Annotated in this window: 20 protein-coding genes and 1 tRNA gene; 7 read left to right on the forward strand and 14 right to left on the reverse strand. The window is 69.0% G+C overall.

Translation table 11 applies throughout. From position 1 onward, the window contains the following. Nucleotides 1–3: 3 nt before the first annotated feature. From ABT313_RS27235 to ABT313_RS27255, 5 genes are all read right to left on the reverse strand, one after another. A complete protein-coding gene (locus tag ABT313_RS27235; protein ID WP_350859611.1) occupies nucleotides 4–1,191 on the reverse strand; it encodes an MFS transporter in 1,188 nt (395 codons plus the stop codon). Next, the gene (locus tag ABT313_RS27240) at nucleotides 1,191–2,000 is read right to left on the reverse strand and encodes an IclR family transcriptional regulator (protein ID WP_350859614.1); all 810 of its coding nucleotides are present in this window, start codon (nucleotides 1,998–2,000) and stop codon (nucleotides 1,191–1,193) included. Before ABT313_RS27240 ends, ABT313_RS27235 begins: the two co-directional genes overlap by 1 nt. 80 nt (nucleotides 2,001–2,080) lie before the next feature. Further along, a complete protein-coding gene (locus ABT313_RS27245) occupies nucleotides 2,081–2,485 on the reverse strand; it encodes a RidA family protein (protein WP_350859617.1) in 405 nt (134 codons plus the stop codon). 15 nt (nucleotides 2,486–2,500) lie between these two features. Further along, a complete protein-coding gene (locus ABT313_RS27250; RefSeq protein WP_350859620.1) occupies nucleotides 2,501–3,235 on the reverse strand; it encodes an IclR family transcriptional regulator in 735 nt (244 codons plus the stop codon). Next, on the reverse strand, nucleotides 3,232–4,209 hold the full coding sequence (locus tag ABT313_RS27255; protein WP_350859623.1) for a sugar kinase: 978 nt from the start codon (nucleotides 4,207–4,209) through the stop codon (nucleotides 3,232–3,234). The genes ABT313_RS27250 and ABT313_RS27255 overlap by 4 nt, the downstream gene beginning before the upstream one ends. 129 nt (nucleotides 4,210–4,338) lie before the next feature. Between ABT313_RS27255 and ABT313_RS27260 the strand changes: the two genes are divergently transcribed. From ABT313_RS27260 to ABT313_RS27270, 3 genes are read left to right on the forward strand one after another with little or no spacing between them, the layout of a single operon-like run. After that, on the forward strand, nucleotides 4,339–5,643 hold the full coding sequence (locus ABT313_RS27260; RefSeq protein WP_350859626.1) for a type III PLP-dependent enzyme domain-containing protein: 1,305 nt from the start codon (nucleotides 4,339–4,341) through the stop codon (nucleotides 5,641–5,643). Between the two features lies 1 nt (nucleotide 5,644). Next, nucleotides 5,645–7,234, forward strand: coding sequence for an N-acyl-D-amino-acid deacylase family protein (locus ABT313_RS27265; protein WP_350859629.1), 1,590 nt, complete (start codon nucleotides 5,645–5,647; stop codon nucleotides 7,232–7,234). Between the two features lie 12 nt (nucleotides 7,235–7,246). After that, nucleotides 7,247–7,879, forward strand: coding sequence for a bifunctional 4-hydroxy-2-oxoglutarate aldolase/2-dehydro-3-deoxy-phosphogluconate aldolase (locus ABT313_RS27270; RefSeq protein ID WP_350859632.1), 633 nt, complete (start codon nucleotides 7,247–7,249; stop codon nucleotides 7,877–7,879). On the opposite strand, the gene ABT313_RS27275 is transcribed toward ABT313_RS27270, so the two are convergent. From ABT313_RS27275 to ABT313_RS27285, 3 genes are read right to left on the reverse strand one after another with little or no spacing between them, the layout of a single operon-like run. Further along, nucleotides 7,880–8,572: a DUF4097 family beta strand repeat-containing protein gene (locus ABT313_RS27275; protein ID WP_350859635.1), complete on the reverse strand. Its 693-nt coding sequence runs from the start codon at nucleotides 8,570–8,572 to the stop codon at nucleotides 7,880–7,882. It lies immediately after the preceding gene. Further along, nucleotides 8,572–9,225: a response regulator transcription factor gene (locus ABT313_RS27280; protein WP_350859637.1), complete on the reverse strand. Its 654-nt coding sequence runs from the start codon at nucleotides 9,223–9,225 to the stop codon at nucleotides 8,572–8,574. Before ABT313_RS27280 ends, ABT313_RS27275 begins: the two co-directional genes overlap by 1 nt. 4 nt (nucleotides 9,226–9,229) lie before the next feature. Then, the gene (locus ABT313_RS27285; protein WP_350859640.1) at nucleotides 9,230–10,510 is read right to left on the reverse strand and encodes a sensor histidine kinase; all 1,281 of its coding nucleotides are present in this window, start codon (nucleotides 10,508–10,510) and stop codon (nucleotides 9,230–9,232) included. A gap of 166 nt (nucleotides 10,511–10,676) precedes the next feature. Here ABT313_RS27285 and ABT313_RS27290 point away from each other — a divergent pair, with 166 nt between their 5' ends. After that, entirely contained in the window at nucleotides 10,677–11,186 is a 510-nt protein-coding gene (locus ABT313_RS27290) for a hypothetical protein (RefSeq protein WP_350859642.1), read from the forward strand. Here ABT313_RS27290 and srmL read toward each other — a convergent pair. Further along, on the reverse strand, nucleotides 11,173–12,294 hold the full coding sequence (srmL, locus tag ABT313_RS27295; protein ID WP_350859644.1) for a PheS-related mystery ligase SrmL: 1,122 nt from the start codon (nucleotides 12,292–12,294) through the stop codon (nucleotides 11,173–11,175). The two genes, ABT313_RS27290 and srmL, sit on opposite strands and share 14 nt — an antisense overlap. Nucleotides 12,295–12,520: 226 nt before the next feature. Between srmL and ABT313_RS27300 the strand changes: the two genes are divergently transcribed. Beyond that, the gene (locus tag ABT313_RS27300) at nucleotides 12,521–13,558 is read left to right on the forward strand and encodes an alpha-hydroxy acid oxidase (RefSeq protein ID WP_350859647.1); all 1,038 of its coding nucleotides are present in this window, start codon (nucleotides 12,521–12,523) and stop codon (nucleotides 13,556–13,558) included. Beyond that, nucleotides 13,555–14,394 carry a methionyl-tRNA formyltransferase gene (locus tag ABT313_RS27305; protein WP_350859650.1) on the forward strand — a complete coding sequence of 280 codons (840 nt, stop codon included), beginning with the start codon at nucleotides 13,555–13,557 and terminating at the stop codon, nucleotides 14,392–14,394. The genes ABT313_RS27300 and ABT313_RS27305 overlap by 4 nt, the downstream gene beginning before the upstream one ends. Nucleotides 14,395–14,448: 54 nt before the next feature. Here the strand turns inward: ABT313_RS27305 and rplA are convergent, their stop codons facing one another. The 5 genes from rplA to ABT313_RS27330 form a co-directional block, all read right to left on the reverse strand. Next, entirely contained in the window at nucleotides 14,449–15,171 is a 723-nt protein-coding gene (gene rplA, locus ABT313_RS27310; RefSeq protein WP_350859653.1) for a 50S ribosomal protein L1, read from the reverse strand. 76 nt (nucleotides 15,172–15,247) lie between these two features. Beyond that, nucleotides 15,248–15,679 (reverse strand): 50S ribosomal protein L11, encoded by a 432-nt coding sequence (rplK, locus tag ABT313_RS27315; RefSeq protein ID WP_350859656.1) that lies wholly within the window; start codon nucleotides 15,677–15,679, stop codon nucleotides 15,248–15,250. A gap of 12 nt (nucleotides 15,680–15,691) precedes the next feature. After that, nucleotides 15,692–16,579 carry a transcription termination/antitermination protein NusG gene (nusG, locus tag ABT313_RS27320; RefSeq protein ID WP_502884028.1) on the reverse strand — a complete coding sequence of 296 codons (888 nt, stop codon included), beginning with the start codon at nucleotides 16,577–16,579 and terminating at the stop codon, nucleotides 15,692–15,694. A 355-nt stretch (nucleotides 16,580–16,934) separates the two neighbouring features. After that, nucleotides 16,935–17,177 (reverse strand): preprotein translocase subunit SecE, encoded by a 243-nt coding sequence (gene secE / locus ABT313_RS27325; protein WP_134107100.1) that lies wholly within the window; start codon nucleotides 17,175–17,177, stop codon nucleotides 16,935–16,937. A 55-nt stretch (nucleotides 17,178–17,232) separates the two neighbouring features. After that, nucleotides 17,233–17,305 (reverse strand) — tRNA-Trp (locus tag ABT313_RS27330). A gap of 269 nt (nucleotides 17,306–17,574) precedes the next feature. On the opposite strand from ABT313_RS27330, the gene ABT313_RS27335 reads away from it, so the two are divergent. Then, complete coding sequence (locus tag ABT313_RS27335) at nucleotides 17,575–18,768, forward strand: pyridoxal phosphate-dependent aminotransferase (protein ID WP_350859659.1); 1,194 nt, start codon at nucleotides 17,575–17,577, stop codon at nucleotides 18,766–18,768. The last annotated feature ends 40 nt before the right edge of the window (nucleotides 18,769–18,808 follow it).

Genomic DNA, 18,808 nt, shown 5'->3' on the forward strand with positions numbered 1-18,808 from the left:
AAGTCACTCTGACAAAATCGGTTGTGGATGCGGTGGGATCCACCGATGCATCGCAGTGGCCGCTGCCCAGCCTGTTCCGGCCATGATGACGATCGCCGGGCCCAGCCCGAGGAGCGCTGTCGCCCCGGCCAGCAGCAACGGCCCGGCCCCGTTCCCGGTGTCCGCGAAGAGCCGGAACGCACCCAGGAACTGCGCCCGTCCGACCGGCGGCGACGCGTCCGCACCCAGCGTCATGATGACGCCGGCGCCGAGCCCGTTCCCGATCCCCATCAGCAGCGCGACCAGGGTCAGCGTGACGGTCGTGTGGGTGAGCGGTAGTAAGAGGTGTGCCAGCCCGAGCACGAACATCGACGGTACGGCGACCCACTTGCGCCCCAGCCGGTCCATCACGGATCCGGCTGGATAGAACAGCAGCATGTCGACCGCACCGGACAGTCCGAAGATGATGCTGGTCGTCTGCGGATCCAGTCCGATGTGGAGCGCCCACAGCGGGATCACCACCTGCCGGGACGCGCGGACTGCCCCCACGAGCAGCGCCCCGACACCGAGAGTCCGCAGTACCGGGAAGTGGTCGCGGATCACGACCCAGGTGGACTCCGCCGACACGGGACGGCTCCCGCGAGTGCGGCCTTCGACATCGGGCAGGCTCAGCAGCACTCCGCATGCGAGCACCGCGCAGACCAGGTGCACCCAGTAGGCACCATCGGTACCCAGGAACTTCATCGCGCCCGCACCCAGGAACGGACCGATGAAAGAGCCGATGCGCTGCACTCCACCGAGCGTCGACAGGGCCCGGGCACGCAGTTCGATCGGCACGGCTTCGCTGAGATATGCCTGCCTGGCAAGGCCCCAGACGGCCCCGGCCAGTCCGGTGCAGCCGATCGCGATCGCGAGACCCCATGCGTTGGTGACGAGCAGACATGCAGCCAGCGCGACCGCAACCAAACCGGTGGCACCCAGCATCGCCTTGCGCTCACCGATGCGGTTCGTGAGCGCCCCCGCCGGGATGTCACCGATCACCTGCCCCAGACCAGCCGCAGCAACAACCAGCCCGGCCGCAGCCACTGAGGCACCCAGATGTGTCGCCGACAGTGCGACAACGGGTGCGATGGCGCCCTGACCGATTCCGTACAGCAGTGCGGGTAGATAGACGGCAGGTGCGATCTTCAGGAGACTCCGCGCCTGGGACATCACCGGCCGCCGGCCAGCGCCGTACTGCGGTCCCGTGCCGCCGGGGTGGCCCCCAGCAACTCCGACACCGACCAGGCACCCGCGACGACCCTCATCCCGAACTCCTCCATCCGCTCCACCGGCATCCGCATCTCGGGGCCGGACACACTCAGACAACCCGTGACCTGTCCGGAGTAGCCGAACACCGGCGCCGCCACACTGCAGATCCCTGCGGTCCGCTCGGTCCTCGACATCGCGTACCCGCGCCGGCGGATGTCCGCGAACTGCTCGGCCAGTACGTCGGGATCCGTGATCGTCGCCGGCTGCACCTGCTCGAGCGGGCCCTTCAGAACCTCCTGCTGCCGCTCGAACGGCAGGAACGCGAGCAACGACTTCCCCGGCGCACCGAGCGGTAACGCGACCGGCAGGCCGAATTCCGTGTAGGTACGGCGCAGCTGGTGGTGACTCTCGACCTGGTCCAGTACGACGCGCTGCCCGGACGGCAGCAGCTCGTGCACAGCCGCGGTCTCCCCTGTGTGATCGCGGAGTGCCCGGAGCACCGGCATCGCAGCGTCCCGCAGGCCGGCCGGAATCCCACCGCTGTGCGCGAGCTGAACGACCAGCGGACCGATCGCGTACCGCCGGTGAGCCGTCTGCCGGACGAGCCCGTTCTCCTGCATCGCCAGCAACAGCCGATGCACCGTGCTCGTGGACAGCCCTGTCGCCCGGGCCAGATCACTGATCCCGAGATCCGGAGTCCGCGCGTCGAAACACCGCAGGATCGCCACAGCCCGGTCGATCGACTGCACCGAACCCCGGCTTTCCTGCATTGCGAAATCTTATCCCGCCATACGGGAAAGCGCGCGGGCATTCCAAAGCCCGGACCACTCGGTCCGGGCTTCGGGGTGAATCAGCTGAGAACGGCCAGCGCGTCGATCTCGACCAGCATGTCCGGCAGCGGCAGGCCGGTGAAGACGGTGGTGCGGGACGGCAGGACGCCGCTCGGGGTGCGGGTCGACACGAACTCGGCGTACGCCTCGTTCATCGCGGCGAAGTTGTCGCGCTCGGTGAGGTAGACGCGGAGCATCACCACGTCGTCGATACTCGCTCCGCCGGCCTTCAGGATCGCCTCGATGTTCTGCAGGACGCGGGTGGTCTGGGCCTTCACGTCGCCGTGGAACACGAAGTCGCCGCTGGCCGGGTCGACCGAGCCCTGGCCGGACACCTGCAGGATGTTGCCCTTGCGGACGCCCTGGGAGAACACAGGCATCGGCGGCGGCGCGTCGGTGGTGGAGACGACGGTCTTGTCGGACATCAGGTCTGACACCTCTCAGTTGTAGTCGGCACTGATCGCGTGGGCGGTGGCGAGCAGCTCGGGTAGCAGTTCGAGCACCTGCTCATAGTTCAGCAGTACGTCGGGAACCGACAGCGACACGGCCCCCACAACGCGGCCGGTGCCGTCCTTCAGCGGCGCACCGATGCAGTTGATGAACGCCTCGTGCTCCGCCTTGTCCTGGGCCCAGCCACGCCCCAGCACTGTGTCCAGCTCGTCCCGCAGCTGGTCCGGGTCAGTGATCGTGTTCGGCGTGTACACGTGGTAGTCCAGCGAGTCCACGATCGCCTCCCGCCGCCGCTTGGGCTGCGCGGCGAGCAGGACCTTCCCGACGGCAGTGCAATGCAGCGCCGCCGGTACACCGATCTGCGAGTACATGCGGACCGATCGCACGCTGTCGAGCTTGTCGACGTAGATGACCTCACCGTTCTCCCAGGCCGCCAGGTGGACCGTCTGGCCGGTCTTCTGGTTCAGCTCTCGCAGATACGGCGCAGCGACTTCACGTACGACGTGTTGCTCGCGCGCCACGTCCGCGAGAGCGAACAGGCGCGACCCCAGCCGGTAGCGGTGCGCGGCGTCCCGTCGTACGAAGCGGTCTGCCTCCATGGTGCGCAAGAGCCGCAGCACTGTGGTCTTGTGAACGCCCAGCTCCGTGGCGAGCTGGTCCAGTGAGCGCTCGCCCTCACCGAGACTGGTGAGGATCTGCAGCGCCCGACCGAGGCTCTGACTCATGCGGGACCGATCTTCGTCGCCGCCCACTCCTCGTCGGTGCAGTGCAGCAACCGCTCCCGCACCTCCGGCGCCGGGGGCGGCGCATGGTCCTCGGGCGCCGTCAGCACAGCCGCCGCCGTCAGATGCCCCAACCGCAGCCGCTGCGCCATCGGCAGTTCCTGCAACGTGCCGGTGAGGAACCCGGCCGCAAACGCATCCCCGGCCCCGACGGTCTCAACGACGTCAACGGTCAAGGCAGGGACCTCGGTGCGTCCGTCCGGCTCGAGCACCATCGCAGTGTGCGCGTCGTCCTTCACCACCAAGGTCTTCGCGCCCAGACGCTCGTACAGCTCGTCCGGATCGCTTGTCCCCGCAAAGACCCCCGCCTCGTCCGCCCCGATCAGCACGATGTCGGCCGCCTTCAGCAACCGCCACAGCGGCGCCGGATCTTTGTCCCGCCACAGCATCGGCCGCCAGTTCAGGTCGACACTCAGCAGGAACGACCGCGGCTCCGTGGCCAACCGCTCCAGCATCTCCGCACTGCTCGAAGAGATCGCCGCAGTGATGCCAGTCGTGTGCACGAGCCGCGCTTGCCTGAGGCGTTCGCTCACCGCGGGCCGGTCCAGGAACCCGGGGTCCATAGCGGCAGCTGCGGAGCCGGTCCGGTAGTAGTGCATCCGCGACCGACCGTCCTCCGACTCCTTCACATACAGAGCCGTCGGCCGGACCGCGTCGACCTCCACACCCCCGACGTCGACACCCCGCTGCTGCAGGTCCCGCAGTACGTGCTGGCCGAACCCGTCATCGCCCAGCCGCGAGATCCACGTCGTCGGAACACCCAGCGCCGCCAACCCGCCGGCCACGTTGCACTCCGCGCCGCCGACCGACCGCCGGAACACCTCGACGTCCGCAAGCGGCCCCGGCCCGCCGGCCAGCATGATCATCGCCTCACCGATACAGACCGCGGCTGCCGTCTCAGGGAGCGGTTCAGTCATCGGCACTCCTTGGCGGCGGGGTGATGGGATGGGGTGCGTTGACGCAACTTTGGCCGCGATGCTACAACCGACGAGTCAGAATACGCAATGAGCGTTGCGTATTCTGCAACTTCGACCCCAGGGGATCAGATGCCTGCTTACGATGCCGCCGCCGTCGCCGCTCTCGCTGACCAGCAGGTGAGCTGGCGGGACAAGGCCCTGCCGCCAGGGTTCTGGGGCCGGACCGTCGCCGAGATCGTCGCCGACCGGCCGCGGCTCTCCCAGCTGCCCACGCCGCTGATGACGCTGTCCGCGCCGGGTCTGCGGCACAACGTCGACACCCTCGACACCTGGTGCAAGCGCCACGGCGTCGAGCTCGCACCGCACGGCAAGACCACGATGGCGCCCGCACTGTGGGCGATGCAGCTGGACGCCGGCGCCTGGGCGATCACGCTCGCGAACGGCTTTCAGCTCGGCGTCGCCCGTGCGTACGGCGTACAGCGGGTGCTGATCGCGAACGCGGTGATCTCGCCGCTGCAACTGCGCTGGATCGCGGACGAGCTCGCGGCGGACCCGTCGTTCGAGGTGTTGGTGTGGGCCGACTCGGTCCGCACGGTCGAGATCATGGAGGCAGCCCGGTCGGCGCACGTCGGACCGGACGCGCGCCCGCTCGATGTGATGGTGGAGGTCGGCGGCATCGGCGGCCGGACCGGTGCGCGCGACGCCGAGACCGCCCTGGCCGTCGGCCAGGCGATCGCGGACGCGTCGACGCTGCGGCTGGTCGGCGTGGCCGGGTACGAAGGTGCGATCGGGCACGGTGTCGACGAGGCCAACCTCGAGGAGGTCCGTGCGTACCTGCGGGATCTGGCCGAGGTTCATCACCGGCTCAAGGGCATGTACGACGCCGACGTCGTGCCCATCGTGAGTGCGGGCGGGAGCCAGTACTTCGAGCAGGTCGCGAAGGTCCTCGCATCGGAGGCCGGCGACGGCGCCCGCGTCGTATTGCGGTCCGGCGCGTACATCACCCACGACGACGGGCTGTACCGCCGGGTGTCCCCGCTCGGCGAGCACCCGCGGACGGACGGCGAGCAGCTCGTCGCGGCGATGCACGGCTGGATTCGGATCACGTCCCAGCCCGAGCCCGGTCTGGCGATCTTCGACGGCGGGCGGCGCGACTTCCCGTTCGACCAGGACTGGCCCGAGCCGCAGCTGATCCGGCCGCGGTCCGAGGGCGCGCCGATCCTGCCGGCCACCGGGATGACCGTCACCAACCTCAACGATCAGCACGGCTTCCTGCACTTCGGCGACGAACAGTCGGTGGTGATCGGCGACGAACTCCGCGTCGGCCTCTCCCACCCCTGTACGGCGTTCGACAAGTGGGGCCTGATCCCGGTTATCGACGACCCGGACGCGGCCGATCCCGTCGTCGTCGACCTGGTCCGGACGTTCTTCTGAGATGACCGATCTAGCCATCACGGGGGCGCTGGTCATCGACGGCTCCGGATCGCCCGGGTACCACGCCGACGTCGCGGTCGACGCCGGGCGGATCGTGGCCATCGGCAACGACCTGCCGGCCGCGGACCGGACGATCGATGCCGACGGGCTGGTGCTGTCGCCCGGGTTCATCGACATGCACTCGCACTCCGACCTGCAGATCCTGGTCAACCCCGACCACACCGCCAAGGTCAGCCAGGGCGTCACGCTCGAGGTGCTCGGCCAGGACGGGCTCTCGTTCGCCCCGATCGACGATCCGACGCGGGCCGTCGTACGACGTCAGATCGCCGGCTGGAACGGTGAACCGGACGACTTCGACTTCAGCTGGTCGACCGTCGCCGGGTACCTCGACCGTCTCGACGAGGGCATCGCCTGCAACGCGGCGTACCTGGTCCCGCAGGGCACGCTACGGATGATGGTCGTTGGCACCTCCAACCGTCCGGCAACCCCCGCAGAGCTTGCGACGATGAAGCAACTGCTCACCGACGGAATGCGCGACGGCGCGGTCGGGATGAGCAGCGGGCTGACGTACACGCCTGGCATGTTCGCGAGCACCGACGAGCTCGTCGAGCTGTGCGAGGTCGTCGCGCAGTACGGCGGGTACTACGCACCGCATCAGCGCTCGTACGGCAAGGGCGCGCTCGAGGCGTACGCCGAGATGGTCGAGGTGGCCCGTCGTTCCGGGTGCGCGCTACACCTCACGCACGCGGTGATGAACTTCGCCCCGAACGCCGGCCGCGGGGTCGAGCTGGTCGCGATGATCGACGAGGCGCTCGCCGCCGGGATCGACCTCACCACCGACACCTATCCGTATTTGCCTGGGGCAACCACTCTGTCCGCGATCCTGCCGAGCTGGACCGCCGAGGGCGGGCCGGACGCGTTGCTGGCCAGGCTGCAGGATCCGGCGGCCCGGTCGAAGATCACCTACGAGCTGGAGCAGGTCGGCTCGGACGGCTGTCACGGCTGCGTCGTCGAGTGGGACACGATCGAGATCGGCGGCGTCCGCAACCCGTTGCTGTCCGACGCCGTCGGCCACACCGTCGCCGAGCTCTCCAAGCGCTCCGGCACTCCCGCCGCCGACATCTTCTTCGACCTGCTGGTCGGCGACGATCTCGCCACGTCGATCCTGCAGCACGTCGGCCACGAGGAGAACGTCCGCGCGATCATGCGGCACCCGTCGCACACCGGCGGCTCGGACGGGATCCTGGTCGGCGGCAAACCGCACCCGCGTTCGTGGGGCACGTTCCCGCGGTACCTCGCGCACTACGTCCGCGAGCTCGGAGTACTCGAGCTCGCCGACTGCATCCACCACCTGACCGGCCGCCCGGCGCGCCGCCTCCGGCTGCCCGACCGGGGCTTCGTCCGCGAGGGGTACGCCGCCGACCTGGTGCTCTTCGATCCCGGTGCTGTGCGCGACGCCGCGACCTTCCCCGAGCCACGCCAGCAGGCCGAGGGCATCCCGTACGTGTTCGTCAACGGCGTTCCCGTCATCGACGACTCACACCGAACGACCGCCCGCCCCGGCCGCGCCATTCGCCGTACCACCAGCTGAGAGGAACTTGTCGTGAACACCGTGGAGCTGCTTCGAGCCGACCGGGTGCTGACCGTCGTCCGCGCCCCGGAGATCTCCGACGCCCGCGACCTGTGCGCCGCACTGGTTGCCGGCGGCATCCATGTCGTCGAGCTCACCTACACCACCCCTGACCTCCCGCGGCACCTGGAGCGCGCCGCGTCCACCGCCGCCGAGACCGGGGCAGTGGTCGGCGCCGGCACCGTACAGACCGCGGACCAGGCAACTCAGGCGATCAACGCGGGCGCCCAGTTCCTCGTCACGCCAGGCCAGGGCCCCGAGGCCGCCGCCGTCGCCGAGGCAGCGCGCGCCGCGGGGATCCCCGTCGTACTAGGAGCATTCACCCCGTCCGAGGTGATGACCGCGCTCGCGCTCGGCTCGGCCGCGGTGAAGATCTTCCCGGCGCACCAGCTCGGCCCGAAGTACTTCAAGGACCTGAACGGCCCGTTCCCCGGCGTACCACTGATCCCGTCCGGCGGCGTCAACGCCACGAACGCCCACGACTTCCTCGCCGCCGGCGCGCTGGCGGTCAGCGCGGGCACGGATGTCGTCTCGCCTGCCGACGTGGCCGCCGCCAACTGGTCGTCGATCACCACCAAGGCCAAGACCTTCTGCGCTGCCCTGTAGCTACTGCACGGTGATGCTGCCGTAGCTGGACCGCAGGTGGAGGTGGCGGGTGGCACTGGGATCGTTCGGCACGTGGAGGTCGGTGGAGCCCTGTGCGGCGACCGCGTCGATCGCGTACGTCGCGGTCTGCGGCACCAGGACCGTCAGAGATCCATCGCTCGTGGTCGCCGACACCTGGTCGGGTGCGCTGTCGAAGCCCAAGGTGGCCGAACCGCGCTGGACGTCCACCGACACCCGAGGACTCCGCGCCCGGACCAGATCGACTGACCCGTCACTGACCGCCAGGTTCAGCGGCGACGAGACGCCGACCACGTTGATCGAGGCCGTGTCGACCTTCGCCTGGACCGCCTCGGCCGCTGGGACCTCCACCGTCAGGTCCACCGAGCAGTGCAAATCCGGACACCTGGTCTCGACGAGCAGCTGACCGCCGACCGTCGACACCTTCACGTCCGGCATCGCCGCGGCATACGTCCCGTCGACGCTCACATGCACCTTGCCGTCGACGCTGGCCAGCACCTCGGTCGGCACGTCGGCCGTGATCTTCGCCCCGTCGGCACCCGGCGCGAACGCGGCCGAGTAGCTGTACGGCAGCTTGCCGCGGATCACCGACACCGTCACTGCGGCAGCAGCGATGACAAGGACCAGCAACGGAACCAGTCCGATGATCAGCATCCTGCGCTGTGCGCTCGTCATCACGTGCCCAGGAACTTGAGGACAGCCAGCACCCGGCGGTGCTCGCCGTCGGTCGGCGTGAGGTTGAGCTTCAGGAAGATGTTGCTGATGTGCTTCTCCACGGCGCCTTCACCGACCACCAGCGCCTGCGCGATCCCGCCGTTCGACTTGCCCTCGGCCATCGCCCGGAGAACGTCCTGTTCCCGCGGGCTCAGCACCGCCAGCGGATCCGCGCGCCGCGAACGGACCAGCAGCTGCGAGATCACCTCCGGGTCCAGCGCGGCGCCACCACCGGCGACCCGGCGCAGTCCGTCGATGAACTGATCCACGTCGGCAACCCGGTCCTTCAGCAGGTACCCGACACCACCTGGGTTCCCACCGATCAGCTCGCTCGCATACCGCTCCTCGACGTACTGCGACAACACCAGTACGCCGACATCCGCGTACTGCTCGCGGATCACCAACGCCGCCCGCAGCCCTTCGTCGGTGAACGTCGGCGGCATCCGTACGTCGACTACGCACACGTCGGGCCGATGCGCCTCGACCGCTTTCAGGAGCGCGTCGCCGTCCCCGACCGCCGCGACCACCGTGCAGTCCTGCTCCTCCAGCAACCGCACGATGCCTTCACGCAGCAGCACCGAGTCCTCGGCGATCACCACCCGAAGCTCAGCCACGGTGTCATGAACCACAAGGCACCTCCGCGATCAGCGTGGTCCCGCCACCGAGCGGGCTGTCCACCGTGAGACGTCCGTCCACACCGGCCACCCGGTCCGCCAGTCCGCGCAACCCGCTGCCTTTGGCCGGATCGGCACCACCCTGCCCGTCGTCGCGCACCTCGACCCGCAGTACGTCGCCGGCCCGTGTCACCTGCACCTCCGCTTGTGCCGCTTGAGCATGCTTGGCCACGTTGGCCAGCGCCTCCGTCACCACGAAGTACGCGATCGACTCGAGCGTCAGCGACGGCCGGGGCTGTACGTCGACACTCAGCCGGACCGGCACCGGCGAGCGGGCCGCCACCGCCGACAGCGCCGCATCCAGCCCACGGTCGGTCAGCACCGGCGGATGCAATCCTCTCGTGAGATCACGGATCTCGGCGATCGCCTGCATTGCCTCCGAGTGAGCCTCCTCGATCAGCGTGCGTACGTCGGGCTCCTTGTCGCCCAGCCGGTTCTTCGCCCGGCCGAGCGTCATCGCCAGCGAGACGAGCCGCTGCTGCGCGCCGTCGTGCAGGTCGCGCTCCATCCGGCGCCGCTCGGCCTCGACCGAGTCGACCACCTGCTGCCGGCTCGTCACCAACTGGGAGACGCGCTCGGCCAGCGCGCCGGTCTCGGACCGGCCGAGCAGCGACCGCGCGAGCTCCGCATCCAGGGCCGACGCCGCGCGGATCAGCCAGGGCGACGCCAGCAGCAGGAACAGCGCCGCGATCGCTGCCACCACCGACGCCTTCGTGACCGTGTCGATCACGAACGGCCCGAGCTGCGCCTGCGCGGCAGCGAACTGCGAGTAGTACGCCGGCAGCACGATCAGCACCGGCGGGATCGACCAGGCGACCACGATCAGCATGACCCAGGTGATTGCCAGCGGCAACAGCAGGACGTAGTACAGGAACTGGCGCCAGAGTCCCTGGTCGGTGATCGCCTGCCGGGCGTCGGTGATCCGCGAACCGGTCGGCAGCGGCGGGACCAACGGCTGGATCTGCTGCCCGCGGGTGATCCGGGCCCGGGCCAGCTCCCAGCCGGCCACGGTGTAAACGAATCGGTTTGCGCCGACGCTCAGCGGGATCCCGATGTACGCGAGCGGCCAGGCCAGCAAAGCGACCGCAACAGTGAACAGCACCAGCAGCCCGGAGGTCAGCACGACCACCGCGTCGCCGAGCAGATGGATCGTTGCCAACCACAAGTACGGCGAACGCCACAGCCGCCACGGAGCCCGGGGAACCGGGTTCGCAGCAACCGTCATCCGGACCACCTCCCCGTGTCAGCGCCTGCTTGCCGTCACAACCTACGTCGTCGGCACGGACGGCCGGCAGGAGGACAGCCCACGGAACCGGCCGGGGGTTATCCCCACCCCCGTTCGTGGGCTGACCGGACTGTGCCGGGCGGCCGCCGCCGGGATGCTCGAAGACATGACGACGACACTCGCAAACAGGTCTTCCGACACCTTGGACGGCACGCTGGGCGACGCGATCGACGACCGTGTGGCCGACGCCCTTGAGGACTACATCGCGGAGGGCCGCCTGGACGGCCGGATCCGTCCACGCCGCTCGCCTCAAGGTCTGGCCGCGCTGGTTGCCGCCGGAGTCGCGGCAGTGCTGCTTCCGTGGTGCCTGATCCTCGCGGCCACGCTGCCGAGCACCTACCAGGCCGGCCACTGGAAGCTGACCTGGATCGGGCTCGACTGCGGTACCGCGGTCGCTGCGGGCCTCACGGCGTACCTGCTGCACAAGCGCAACAGGTACGCCGCTCTGACCGCGATGGCCGCCGGGACGCTGCTGACGGCCGACGCCTGGTTCGACGTGAGTACTGCGTCGGCCGGCTTCGACCGCACCCTCTCGCTGACCGAGGCTCTGCTGCTGGAGCTGCCCCTGGCCGTGTGCGCGTTCGTGGTCGCGGCCCGCGAACTCAAGAGGCGATGAGCTCCATCACCGGCCCTTCGTGCAGCGCCCGGTACACCTTGTCCCGCAGGGAGTTGGCCTCCGCGTCGGTGAGCGTACGGTCCACCGGCCTCAGTACCAGCCTGACCAGCAGATTGCGTTGACCCGGTGTCAGCTGGAGGCGTTCGCGGGCGGCCGTCGGCAAGTCGTCGTACGACGTTTCGCCCAGCACCTCCAGCGACTCCGCGGCATCGGCGTCCGGGCCGAGCGCAGCGCGGACCTTGTCACCGAGGACCTCCGCCGATACATCCGCTGACGCGCCGACCACGACCGACAGGTCGCGTCGTACCGGCGGCATCGACGAGACCGGCTTGTACGGCGAGAGATCCAGCATCTGGTTCGCCACCCGCGGCTCCGTCGACCTGAGCAGGCGGATGTCCCGGATGCCCTTGCGCAGCATCATCAGCCGGTCGAGACCAGGTCCCATCGCGAGCCCGGTCCAGCTCTCGTCCAGCCCGGCCATGCGCAGGACGTGCGGCGCCGCCACCCCGCACTCACCGATCTCGATCCACTGATCGTCCAGCAGCACATCGATCTGACGGCCGTGGATCGTGTACGGGTGCACCGCCGGCACAGTGCGATAGGTCTGACCGGGGAGGATCGTGTCGACCAGCCGGGCGATCATCTCCTCCAGCTCCGGCTCCCCCAGCGTGACGTTGCGACTGACCCGCCACAGGTCGAGCTGGTGCGGGGTCCCGGTGTGCTGCCAGTCGACCGAGTCGCGGCGGTAGCAGATGCCCGCGCAGATCATCAGCACATCGGATGCCTCCGACGTCGCCAGCTCGCGGAGCGCGGGCGGGATCATCGCGGACGTGTGACTTCGCAGTACTTCGGAGTCCGAGACGTAGCGCGTGTACCGGGCCTCGCGGGTCACCGCGTCGGTCGCGTACCCGAGGTTGTCGTAGTTGTCGGCCAGCGGTACGACGGGATGGTCGCGGCGCGTCCAGATCTCGGTGTACGGCCAGGCCGCGCCCAGTGCCGTACGGATCGAATCGACGACCAGCTGGACGGCGTGTGGTCCCTGGGCGGGGTCGGTGAGGTCGCGGAGCGCCAGGGCAGCGTGCAGTTCTTCAGCAGTGAGGACAGACATGAGTTTCTCTCCAGGATGACGGTCTCGACGGGGGTCCACCCCGGTCGGCCGCGGTCACCTCAGGAGAGAGCGCAGCAGCAGCTCACCCCGTCGGCACCGTCGTGCCGGCCGGGGCGCAGAAATCGCCGCCCGTACTGCGTCATACCGTCAACTGTACCCGGCGCACACCAGCCTCGCCCGCGAAATTCGCCCCGCCCCGGCCGCGGCGAGTGCGACGATGGGCCGCATGCGATGGATCGACACTCTGGAAGCTGCGGCCGCCGAGAAGCTGCCGGAGGCCGTGCACCGCTACTTCCGGCAGGGCTCGGCCGGTGGCGTCAGCGTCGCCGAGGCAACCGACGCGTGGTCGGCGTACCGGTTCCGCCCGCATGTGCTGAACGACGTCTCCGCGATCGATCTGCGGACGACAGTGCTCGGCGTACCCGTCGACGCGCCGGTCCTGGTCTCGCCGTCGACGATGCACCGGATGGCCGACCCGGACGGTGAGCTCGCGATGGCGCGCGGCGTCGGCGCGGCGAGATCGCTGCTCGGGATCTCCAGCAACGCGGGCACGAGCTTCGCCGAGCTCGGCGCGACCGGGGTGCCGTGGTGGCTGCAGATCTACATCCTGCGGAACCGCGAGATCACCCGGCGGATGCTCGACGCCGCGGTCCAGGCCGGCGCGCGTGCCGTCGTACTGACCGTCGACACCCCGGTGGTCGGCCGCAAGGAGGACGACGGCGATACGGTCTGGGACCTGGCGCAACCCGGGCAGTTCCTGGCCAATCTGCCCGACGGCGAGTGGAGCGACGACGACCTCGACAAGGCCGACGACCTGAACCCCGACGTGATCGGCTGGCTCGCCGACCGAACCGGCCTGCCGGTGGTCGTGAAGGGTGTGCTCCGCGGCGACGACGCGAAACGCTGCGTGGACGCGGGCGCCGCCGGAATCATCGTCTCGAACCACGGCGGCCGCCAGCTCGATGCCTCGATCCCGACCGCCCAGGCCATGCCCGAGGTCGCCGAGGCTGTGGCCGGAACCGGCGTCGAGCTGTACGTCGACGGCGGGATCCGTCGCGGCGAACACATCCTCGCCGCCCTGGCCCTCGGCGCCCGAGCCGTCTTCGTCGGCCGGCCCGCGCTGTGGGCACTGACTGTCGATTCGTCCGCCGGTGTCACCCGGCTGCTCACCGAGCTCGGCGAAGAGCTCGAGCACACCCTGAGCCTGGTCGGCCAGCCGACGCCGTCGTCGCTGACCCCTGACCTTGTCACCCTCAAGAAATGACGTTGCGGATCGTTGGCCTGAACGCGTTCCTGCCCGGCTTCCGGCTCGTCCACGAGTTCGCCGAACAGCACGGGCATGAGCTGGTGCTGGTGGTGACACTGCCCGAGACCGGCCGGTACGGCGCCGCCGATCCGATGGTCGCCGGCCTGCCGGACCAGACGAACGTGCTGATCACCCGCAAGCTCCGCGCCGTCGCCGCCCCGGTGATCGCCGCGCTCCGGCCGGACGTGGTCATCTCTGCCGCGTTCCCCCGGCTGATACCGGACGAGATCCTCGAGATCCCGAAGTACGGCGCGATCAACTGCCACCCGTCGCCGCTGCCCGCCGGACGCGGACCGACCCCGCAGCGACTGATCTACGAAGGCGACGAGCGAGTCGGGGCAACGGTGCACCGGACCGCGTCAGAGTTCGACACCGGCGCGATCCTCGCCCAGCGCATCACGCCGCTGCCGGACGATCTCAACGGCACCGGGCTGATGCAGTCCTGGGGAACCCTGCTGCGCCAATGCCTGGCCGAGGCCGTACCGCGGCTGGTGGCCGGTGATCCCGGCGAGCCGCAGGATCCCGCCCTGGCCTCCGAAGCGCCGTTCTTCACCGATGCCGAACGGGTCCTGGATCTGACCGAGCCGTCCCGCGTCATCCGCCGCAAATGCGCCGCCCTCAACGTCACAGCTCCCAGCGCGCTGGCCGAGCTGGACGGCACGACCCACCTCATCATCCGCACCGACCCGACCGACCTCCCCAGCTCCGCCACCCCCGGCACCATCCTCGAGCGCCACGACAACGGCTGGACCGTCCAGACCGCCGACCACCCCCTCCGCCTCACCCGAGCCTGAACATGAGAAAACCCCCGGGAGACCCGGGGGCTTTCTGGGTGAAGAGGGTGAGGCTCAGGCCTCGACGGACTCCTCGGTGAGGTTGCGGGACAGGTTGGGGTCAACCTGGACGCCCGGTCCCATCGTGGTCGAGAAGACCGTCTTCTTGATGTAGCGACCCTTCGAGCTGGCCGGCTTGAGCCGGAGGATCTCGTCCAGCGCGGCGCTGTAGTTCTCCACCAGCTGGGCCTCGTCGAACGACGCCTTGCCGATGATGAAGTGCAGGTTCGCGTGCCGGTCGACCCGGAACTCGATCTTGCCGCCCTTGATGTCGTTGACAGCCTTCGTCACATCCGGGGTGACCGTGCCGGTCTTCGGGTTCGGCATCAGACCACGCGGGCCGAGGACCCGGCCGAGGCGGCCGACCTTGCCCATCAGGTCAGGGGTCGCGACGACGGCGTCGAAGTCGAGCCAGCCGTCGGTCACCTTCTTGATCATGTCGTCGTCGCCGACGAAGTCGGCGCCGGCGGCCTTCGCCTGCTCGGCCTTCTCACCGGTGGCGAAGACGAGGACCCGTGCCGTCTTGCCAGTACCGTGCGGAAGGTTGACGGTGCCGCGCACCATCTGGTCGGCCTTGCGAGGGTCGACCCCGAGACGCATCGCGACGTCCACGGTCGAGTTGAACTTCTTGCTGCCGGCGGCCTCCTTGGCCAGCCGGATCGCCTCGAGCGGCGTGTACAGGTGATCGAAGTCGATCTTCTCCGCGGCGGCGCGGTAAGCCTTGCTGCGCTGTGCCATAACTACTGTTCCTCTCCGGGATGTGGTCTCCGGGCGGCGCTTCGCCCTGCCACTACTTCAATGATTCGGGGTGTGGTCAGCCGTCGACGACGACGCCCATGGAGCGCGCCGTACCCTCGATGATCTTCATCGCGGCGTCGATGTCGCGCGCGTTCAGATCCGGCATCTTGGTGGTGGCGATCTCGCGGACCTGGTCCTTGGTGATCTTGCCGACCTTGTCGCGCTGCGGAACGGCGGAGCCCTTCTGCAGCCCGGCGGCCTTCTTGATCATCTCGGGCGCCGGCGGCGTCTTGGTGATGAAGGTGAAGGTCCGGTCTTCGTAGATCGTGATCTCGACCGGTACGACGTTGCCGCGCATGGATTCGGTCTGGGCGTTGTACGCCTTGCAGAACTCCATGATGTTGACGCCGTGCGGACCGAGCGCGGTACCGACCGGCGGGGCCGGCGTCGCGGCACCGGCCTGGAGCTGCACCTTGACCAGGGCAGCGATCTTCTTCTTGGGAGGCATTCTGTCGGGTCCTTAGACTTTCTGGATCTGGTTGAAGCTGAGTTCCACCGGGGTCTCCCGGCCGAAGATCTCCACCAGGGCCTTGATCCGCTGGGCCTCGGCATTGATCTCCGTGACTGTGGCGTGCAGGGTCGCGAACGGCCCGTCGACCACCATGACCGAGTCTCCGACACCGAAGTCGGCGACCTCGACCTTCTTCTTGGCCGCGGTCTTGGCGGGTGCGGCGCCGGCTTCGGCTGCCGCCGCCTCGGCCGCCGCCACGACGGCCGGAGCGAGCATCTTCTCAACCTCTTCGAGGCTGAGCGGGACCGGCTTCTGGCTGTTCCCGACGAAACCGGTCACCGACGGCGTGTGCCGCACGGTCGACCAGGACTCGTCGGTGAGGTCCATCCGGACCAGCACGTAGCCGGGGAGGACGGTGCGCTTGACCATCCGGCGCTGACCGTTCTTGATCTCGGCGACCTCTTCGGTCGGCACGATGATCTCGAAGATGTAGTCCTCCATGTTCAGGGAGTTGATCCGGTTCTCCAGGTTGCCCTTGACCCGGTTCTCCATCCCTGAGTACGTGTGGACGACGTACCAGTCGCCGATCTGCGAACGCAGCCGGCTGCGGAGCTCCTCGAGCGGGTCGCCCGGCTCCTCCGGCTCCGCCTCCTCGGCGTCCTCGGCCTCGTCGTCGGCCTCCGCAGCGGCGGCGGCCACGGCCAGCGCGTCGTCGTCGGCGTCGTCGTCGGCCGCACCGCTGGAGAAGACCACCTCGTCGGCAGCGGCGGGCTGCTCGGCGGTGGTCAGCGGCGCGGTCTCGGCAGTCTCGTCGGCCAGCTCCTCGGCGGCGTCCTCGACGTCGTCGGAGGTCACCACCTCGGCGTCCTCGGCCTCGTCGTCGGCCGGGACGACCACGACCGGCTCGTCGTCGGAGGTGTCGGCGTCGGCCGGCGACTCCTCCGCCTCGTCGTCGGCGGAGTACTCGCTCTCGACCTGGTCGTCGTCTCCGTCGCTGTCCTCGTCGTCGTCATCGTCGTCGAGGTCCGCGAACGGGTCGTCGTCGTCATCGTCGTCACCGAACAGGTCGTCGTCGGTGGCGTTCTCGTCGAACTCGAGGTCGTCGTCGGAGTCGGATACGTCGAACTCGTCCTCGTAGTCGAGGACCTCGTCGTCGCGCTCGGACACGTCGTACTCCGTCATCTGGATCGGGGCTTGTCTGCTTCGGGTCGGGCCGGGGCCCGGGTGCCTGCGGTGGGTCGTTCGGCGAACCTCAGCCGAAGATCTTGAACATCGCCCAGCCGAAGGCGAGGTCGAGGACCGAGACGATCGCGATGACGAACACCACGAAGGTCAGCACGACCACGAAGTAGGTGGAGAGCTGCTTGCGGGTCGGCCAGACGACCTTGCGGAGCTCGGCGACCACCTCGCGGTAGAAGCGCACCAGTCCACGGCGCTGCTTGCCTTCCGCAGGCTTGCCGGCGCCGGACGGTGCCGGGGTGCGCGTCTCCGTCACGACCTACCTCTTTCGCTAGCGGCGGCCTGACCGGCCCTGCGCCGGTCAGGATTTGCAGGGCACGAGGGACTTGAACCCCCAACCTTCGGTTTTGGAGACCGATGCTCTGCCAGTTGAGCTAGTGCCCTCTGCAATCCATCCGGACGCCGCGTCGGACCTGATCTCAGGCATGCCGGATCAGGGCCACCAACGCCCGGACTAGAAGAGTGTACGGGGTCCGAGCCACCTGGTCGAACTGAGGCTCTACCCGAACGACCCCTTACCCGGGCGCCGCACCGCGACCAGAACCATACAGCCTCCAACCGGTCCCAACGGACCACACCCCCCGCGTGTTCCCGGCAACCGGTCCGTGAAACCGCCGCGCGTCGCCGTCTGGCCTGATGCCAGGATGGAGGCCATGGGTTCCAGGATCTCGGCGCGGATCGGCGCCATCAGTGAATCGGCGACGCTGGCGGTCGACGCCAAGGCCAAGGCACTCAAGGCGGCCGGGCGCCCGGTGATCGGGTTCGGCGCGGGCGAGCCGGACTTCCCGACGCCGGACTACATCGTGGAAGCAGCGGTCGAGGCGGCCCGGGATCCCAAGAACCACCGGTACAGTCCGGCCGGCGGCCTGCCCGAGCTGAAGCAGGCGATCGCGGCCAAGACCAAGCGGGACTCCGGCTACGAGATCGAGCCGGCCCAGGTCCTGGTCACGAACGGCGGCAAGCACGCGGTGTACAACGCGTTCGCCACGCTGCTGGACCCGGGTGACGAGGTGCTGCTGCCGGCGCCGTACTGGACGACGTACCCGGAGACGATCCGGCTGGCAGGCGGTGTGCCGGTCGAGGTGTTCGCGGACGAGTCGCAGAACTACTCCGTCACGGTCGAGCAGCTCGAGGCGGCCCGGACCCCGCGGACCAAGGCGCTGCTGTTCTGCTCGCCCTCGAACCCGACGGGCGCCGTCGACAGCCCTGAGACGGTCGAGGCGATCGGCCGCTGGGCGCTCGAGCACGACCTGTGGGTGATCACCGACGAGATCTACGAGCACCTGACGTACGGCGATGCCCGGTCGACCTCGATCCCGGTCGTCGTGCCTGAGCTGGCTGACAAGACGGTCGTGCTGAATGGGGTCGCCAAGACGTACGCGATGACCGGCTGGCGGGTCGGCTGGATGATCGGTCCGTCGGACGTGATCAAGGCCGCGACCAACCTGCAGTCACACCAGACGTCGAACGTCTGCAACGTCGCCCAGCGGGCCGCGCTCGCCGCGGTGTCGGGCGACCTGAGTGCGGTCGACGAGATGAAGAAGGCGTTCGACCGGCGCCGTCGGACCATGGTCCGGATGCTCAACGAGATCCCCGGCGTCGAGTGCCCGGAGCCGACTGGCGCGTTCTACGCGTACCCGTCGGTGAAGGGCGTGCTCGGCAAGCAGATCAACGGGCGGACGGCTTCCACGTCGGCGGAGCTGGCCGATCTGATCCTGGACGAGGTCGAGGTGGCTGTCGTGCCAGGTGAGGCCTTCGGCGCGCCGGGGTACCTGCGGCTGTCCTACGCGCTCGGCGACGACGACCTGGCCGAGGGGCTGAGCCGGATCGCCAAGCTGCTCGGTTAGCACCTGGATTTCGCCGGGCGGGTAGGGCCTCGGTAACCTT

It is taken from the genome of Kribbella sp. NPDC000426, from assembly GCF_040300265.1.
GTDB lineage: Bacteria > Actinomycetota > Actinomycetes > Propionibacteriales > Kribbellaceae > Kribbella.

Excerpts from the sequence above, each read along its gene's own strand:
- ABT313_RS27335 (WP_350859659.1), top strand. The coding sequence starts at position 17,575 with ATGGGTTCCAGGATCTCGGCGCGGATCGGCGCCATCAGTGAATCGGCG.
- ABT313_RS27260 (WP_350859626.1), top strand. The coding sequence starts at position 4,339 with ATGCCTGCTTACGATGCCGCCGCCGTCGCCGCTCTCGCTGACCAGCAG.
- ABT313_RS27245 (WP_350859617.1), bottom strand. The coding sequence starts at position 2,485 with ATGTCCGACAAGACCGTCGTCTCCACCACCGACGCGCCGCCGCCGATG.
- ABT313_RS27240 (WP_350859614.1), bottom strand. The coding sequence starts at position 2,000 with ATGCAGGAAAGCCGGGGTTCGGTGCAGTCGATCGACCGGGCTGTGGCG.
- ABT313_RS27235 (WP_350859611.1), bottom strand. The coding sequence starts at position 1,191 with ATGTCCCAGGCGCGGAGTCTCCTGAAGATCGCACCTGCCGTCTATCTA.
- ABT313_RS27285 (WP_350859640.1), bottom strand. The coding sequence starts at position 10,510 with ATGACGGTTGCTGCGAACCCGGTTCCCCGGGCTCCGTGGCGGCTGTGG.
- srmL (WP_350859644.1), bottom strand. The coding sequence starts at position 12,294 with ATGTCTGTCCTCACTGCTGAAGAACTGCACGCTGCCCTGGCGCTCCGC.
- ABT313_RS27265 (WP_350859629.1), top strand. The coding sequence starts at position 5,645 with ATGACCGATCTAGCCATCACGGGGGCGCTGGTCATCGACGGCTCCGGA.
- ABT313_RS27290 (WP_350859642.1), top strand. The coding sequence starts at position 10,677 with ATGACGACGACACTCGCAAACAGGTCTTCCGACACCTTGGACGGCACG.
- rplK (WP_350859656.1), bottom strand. The coding sequence starts at position 15,679 with ATGCCTCCCAAGAAGAAGATCGCTGCCCTGGTCAAGGTGCAGCTCCAG.
- ABT313_RS27255 (WP_350859623.1), bottom strand. The coding sequence starts at position 4,209 with ATGACTGAACCGCTCCCTGAGACGGCAGCCGCGGTCTGTATCGGTGAG.
- ABT313_RS27300 (WP_350859647.1), top strand. The coding sequence starts at position 12,521 with ATGCGATGGATCGACACTCTGGAAGCTGCGGCCGCCGAGAAGCTGCCG.
- ABT313_RS27305 (WP_350859650.1), top strand. The coding sequence starts at position 13,555 with ATGACGTTGCGGATCGTTGGCCTGAACGCGTTCCTGCCCGGCTTCCGG.
- ABT313_RS27275 (WP_350859635.1), bottom strand. The coding sequence starts at position 8,572 with ATGACGAGCGCACAGCGCAGGATGCTGATCATCGGACTGGTTCCGTTG.
- ABT313_RS27250 (WP_350859620.1), bottom strand. The coding sequence starts at position 3,235 with ATGAGTCAGAGCCTCGGTCGGGCGCTGCAGATCCTCACCAGTCTCGGT.
- rplA (WP_350859653.1), bottom strand. The coding sequence starts at position 15,171 with ATGGCACAGCGCAGCAAGGCTTACCGCGCCGCCGCGGAGAAGATCGAC.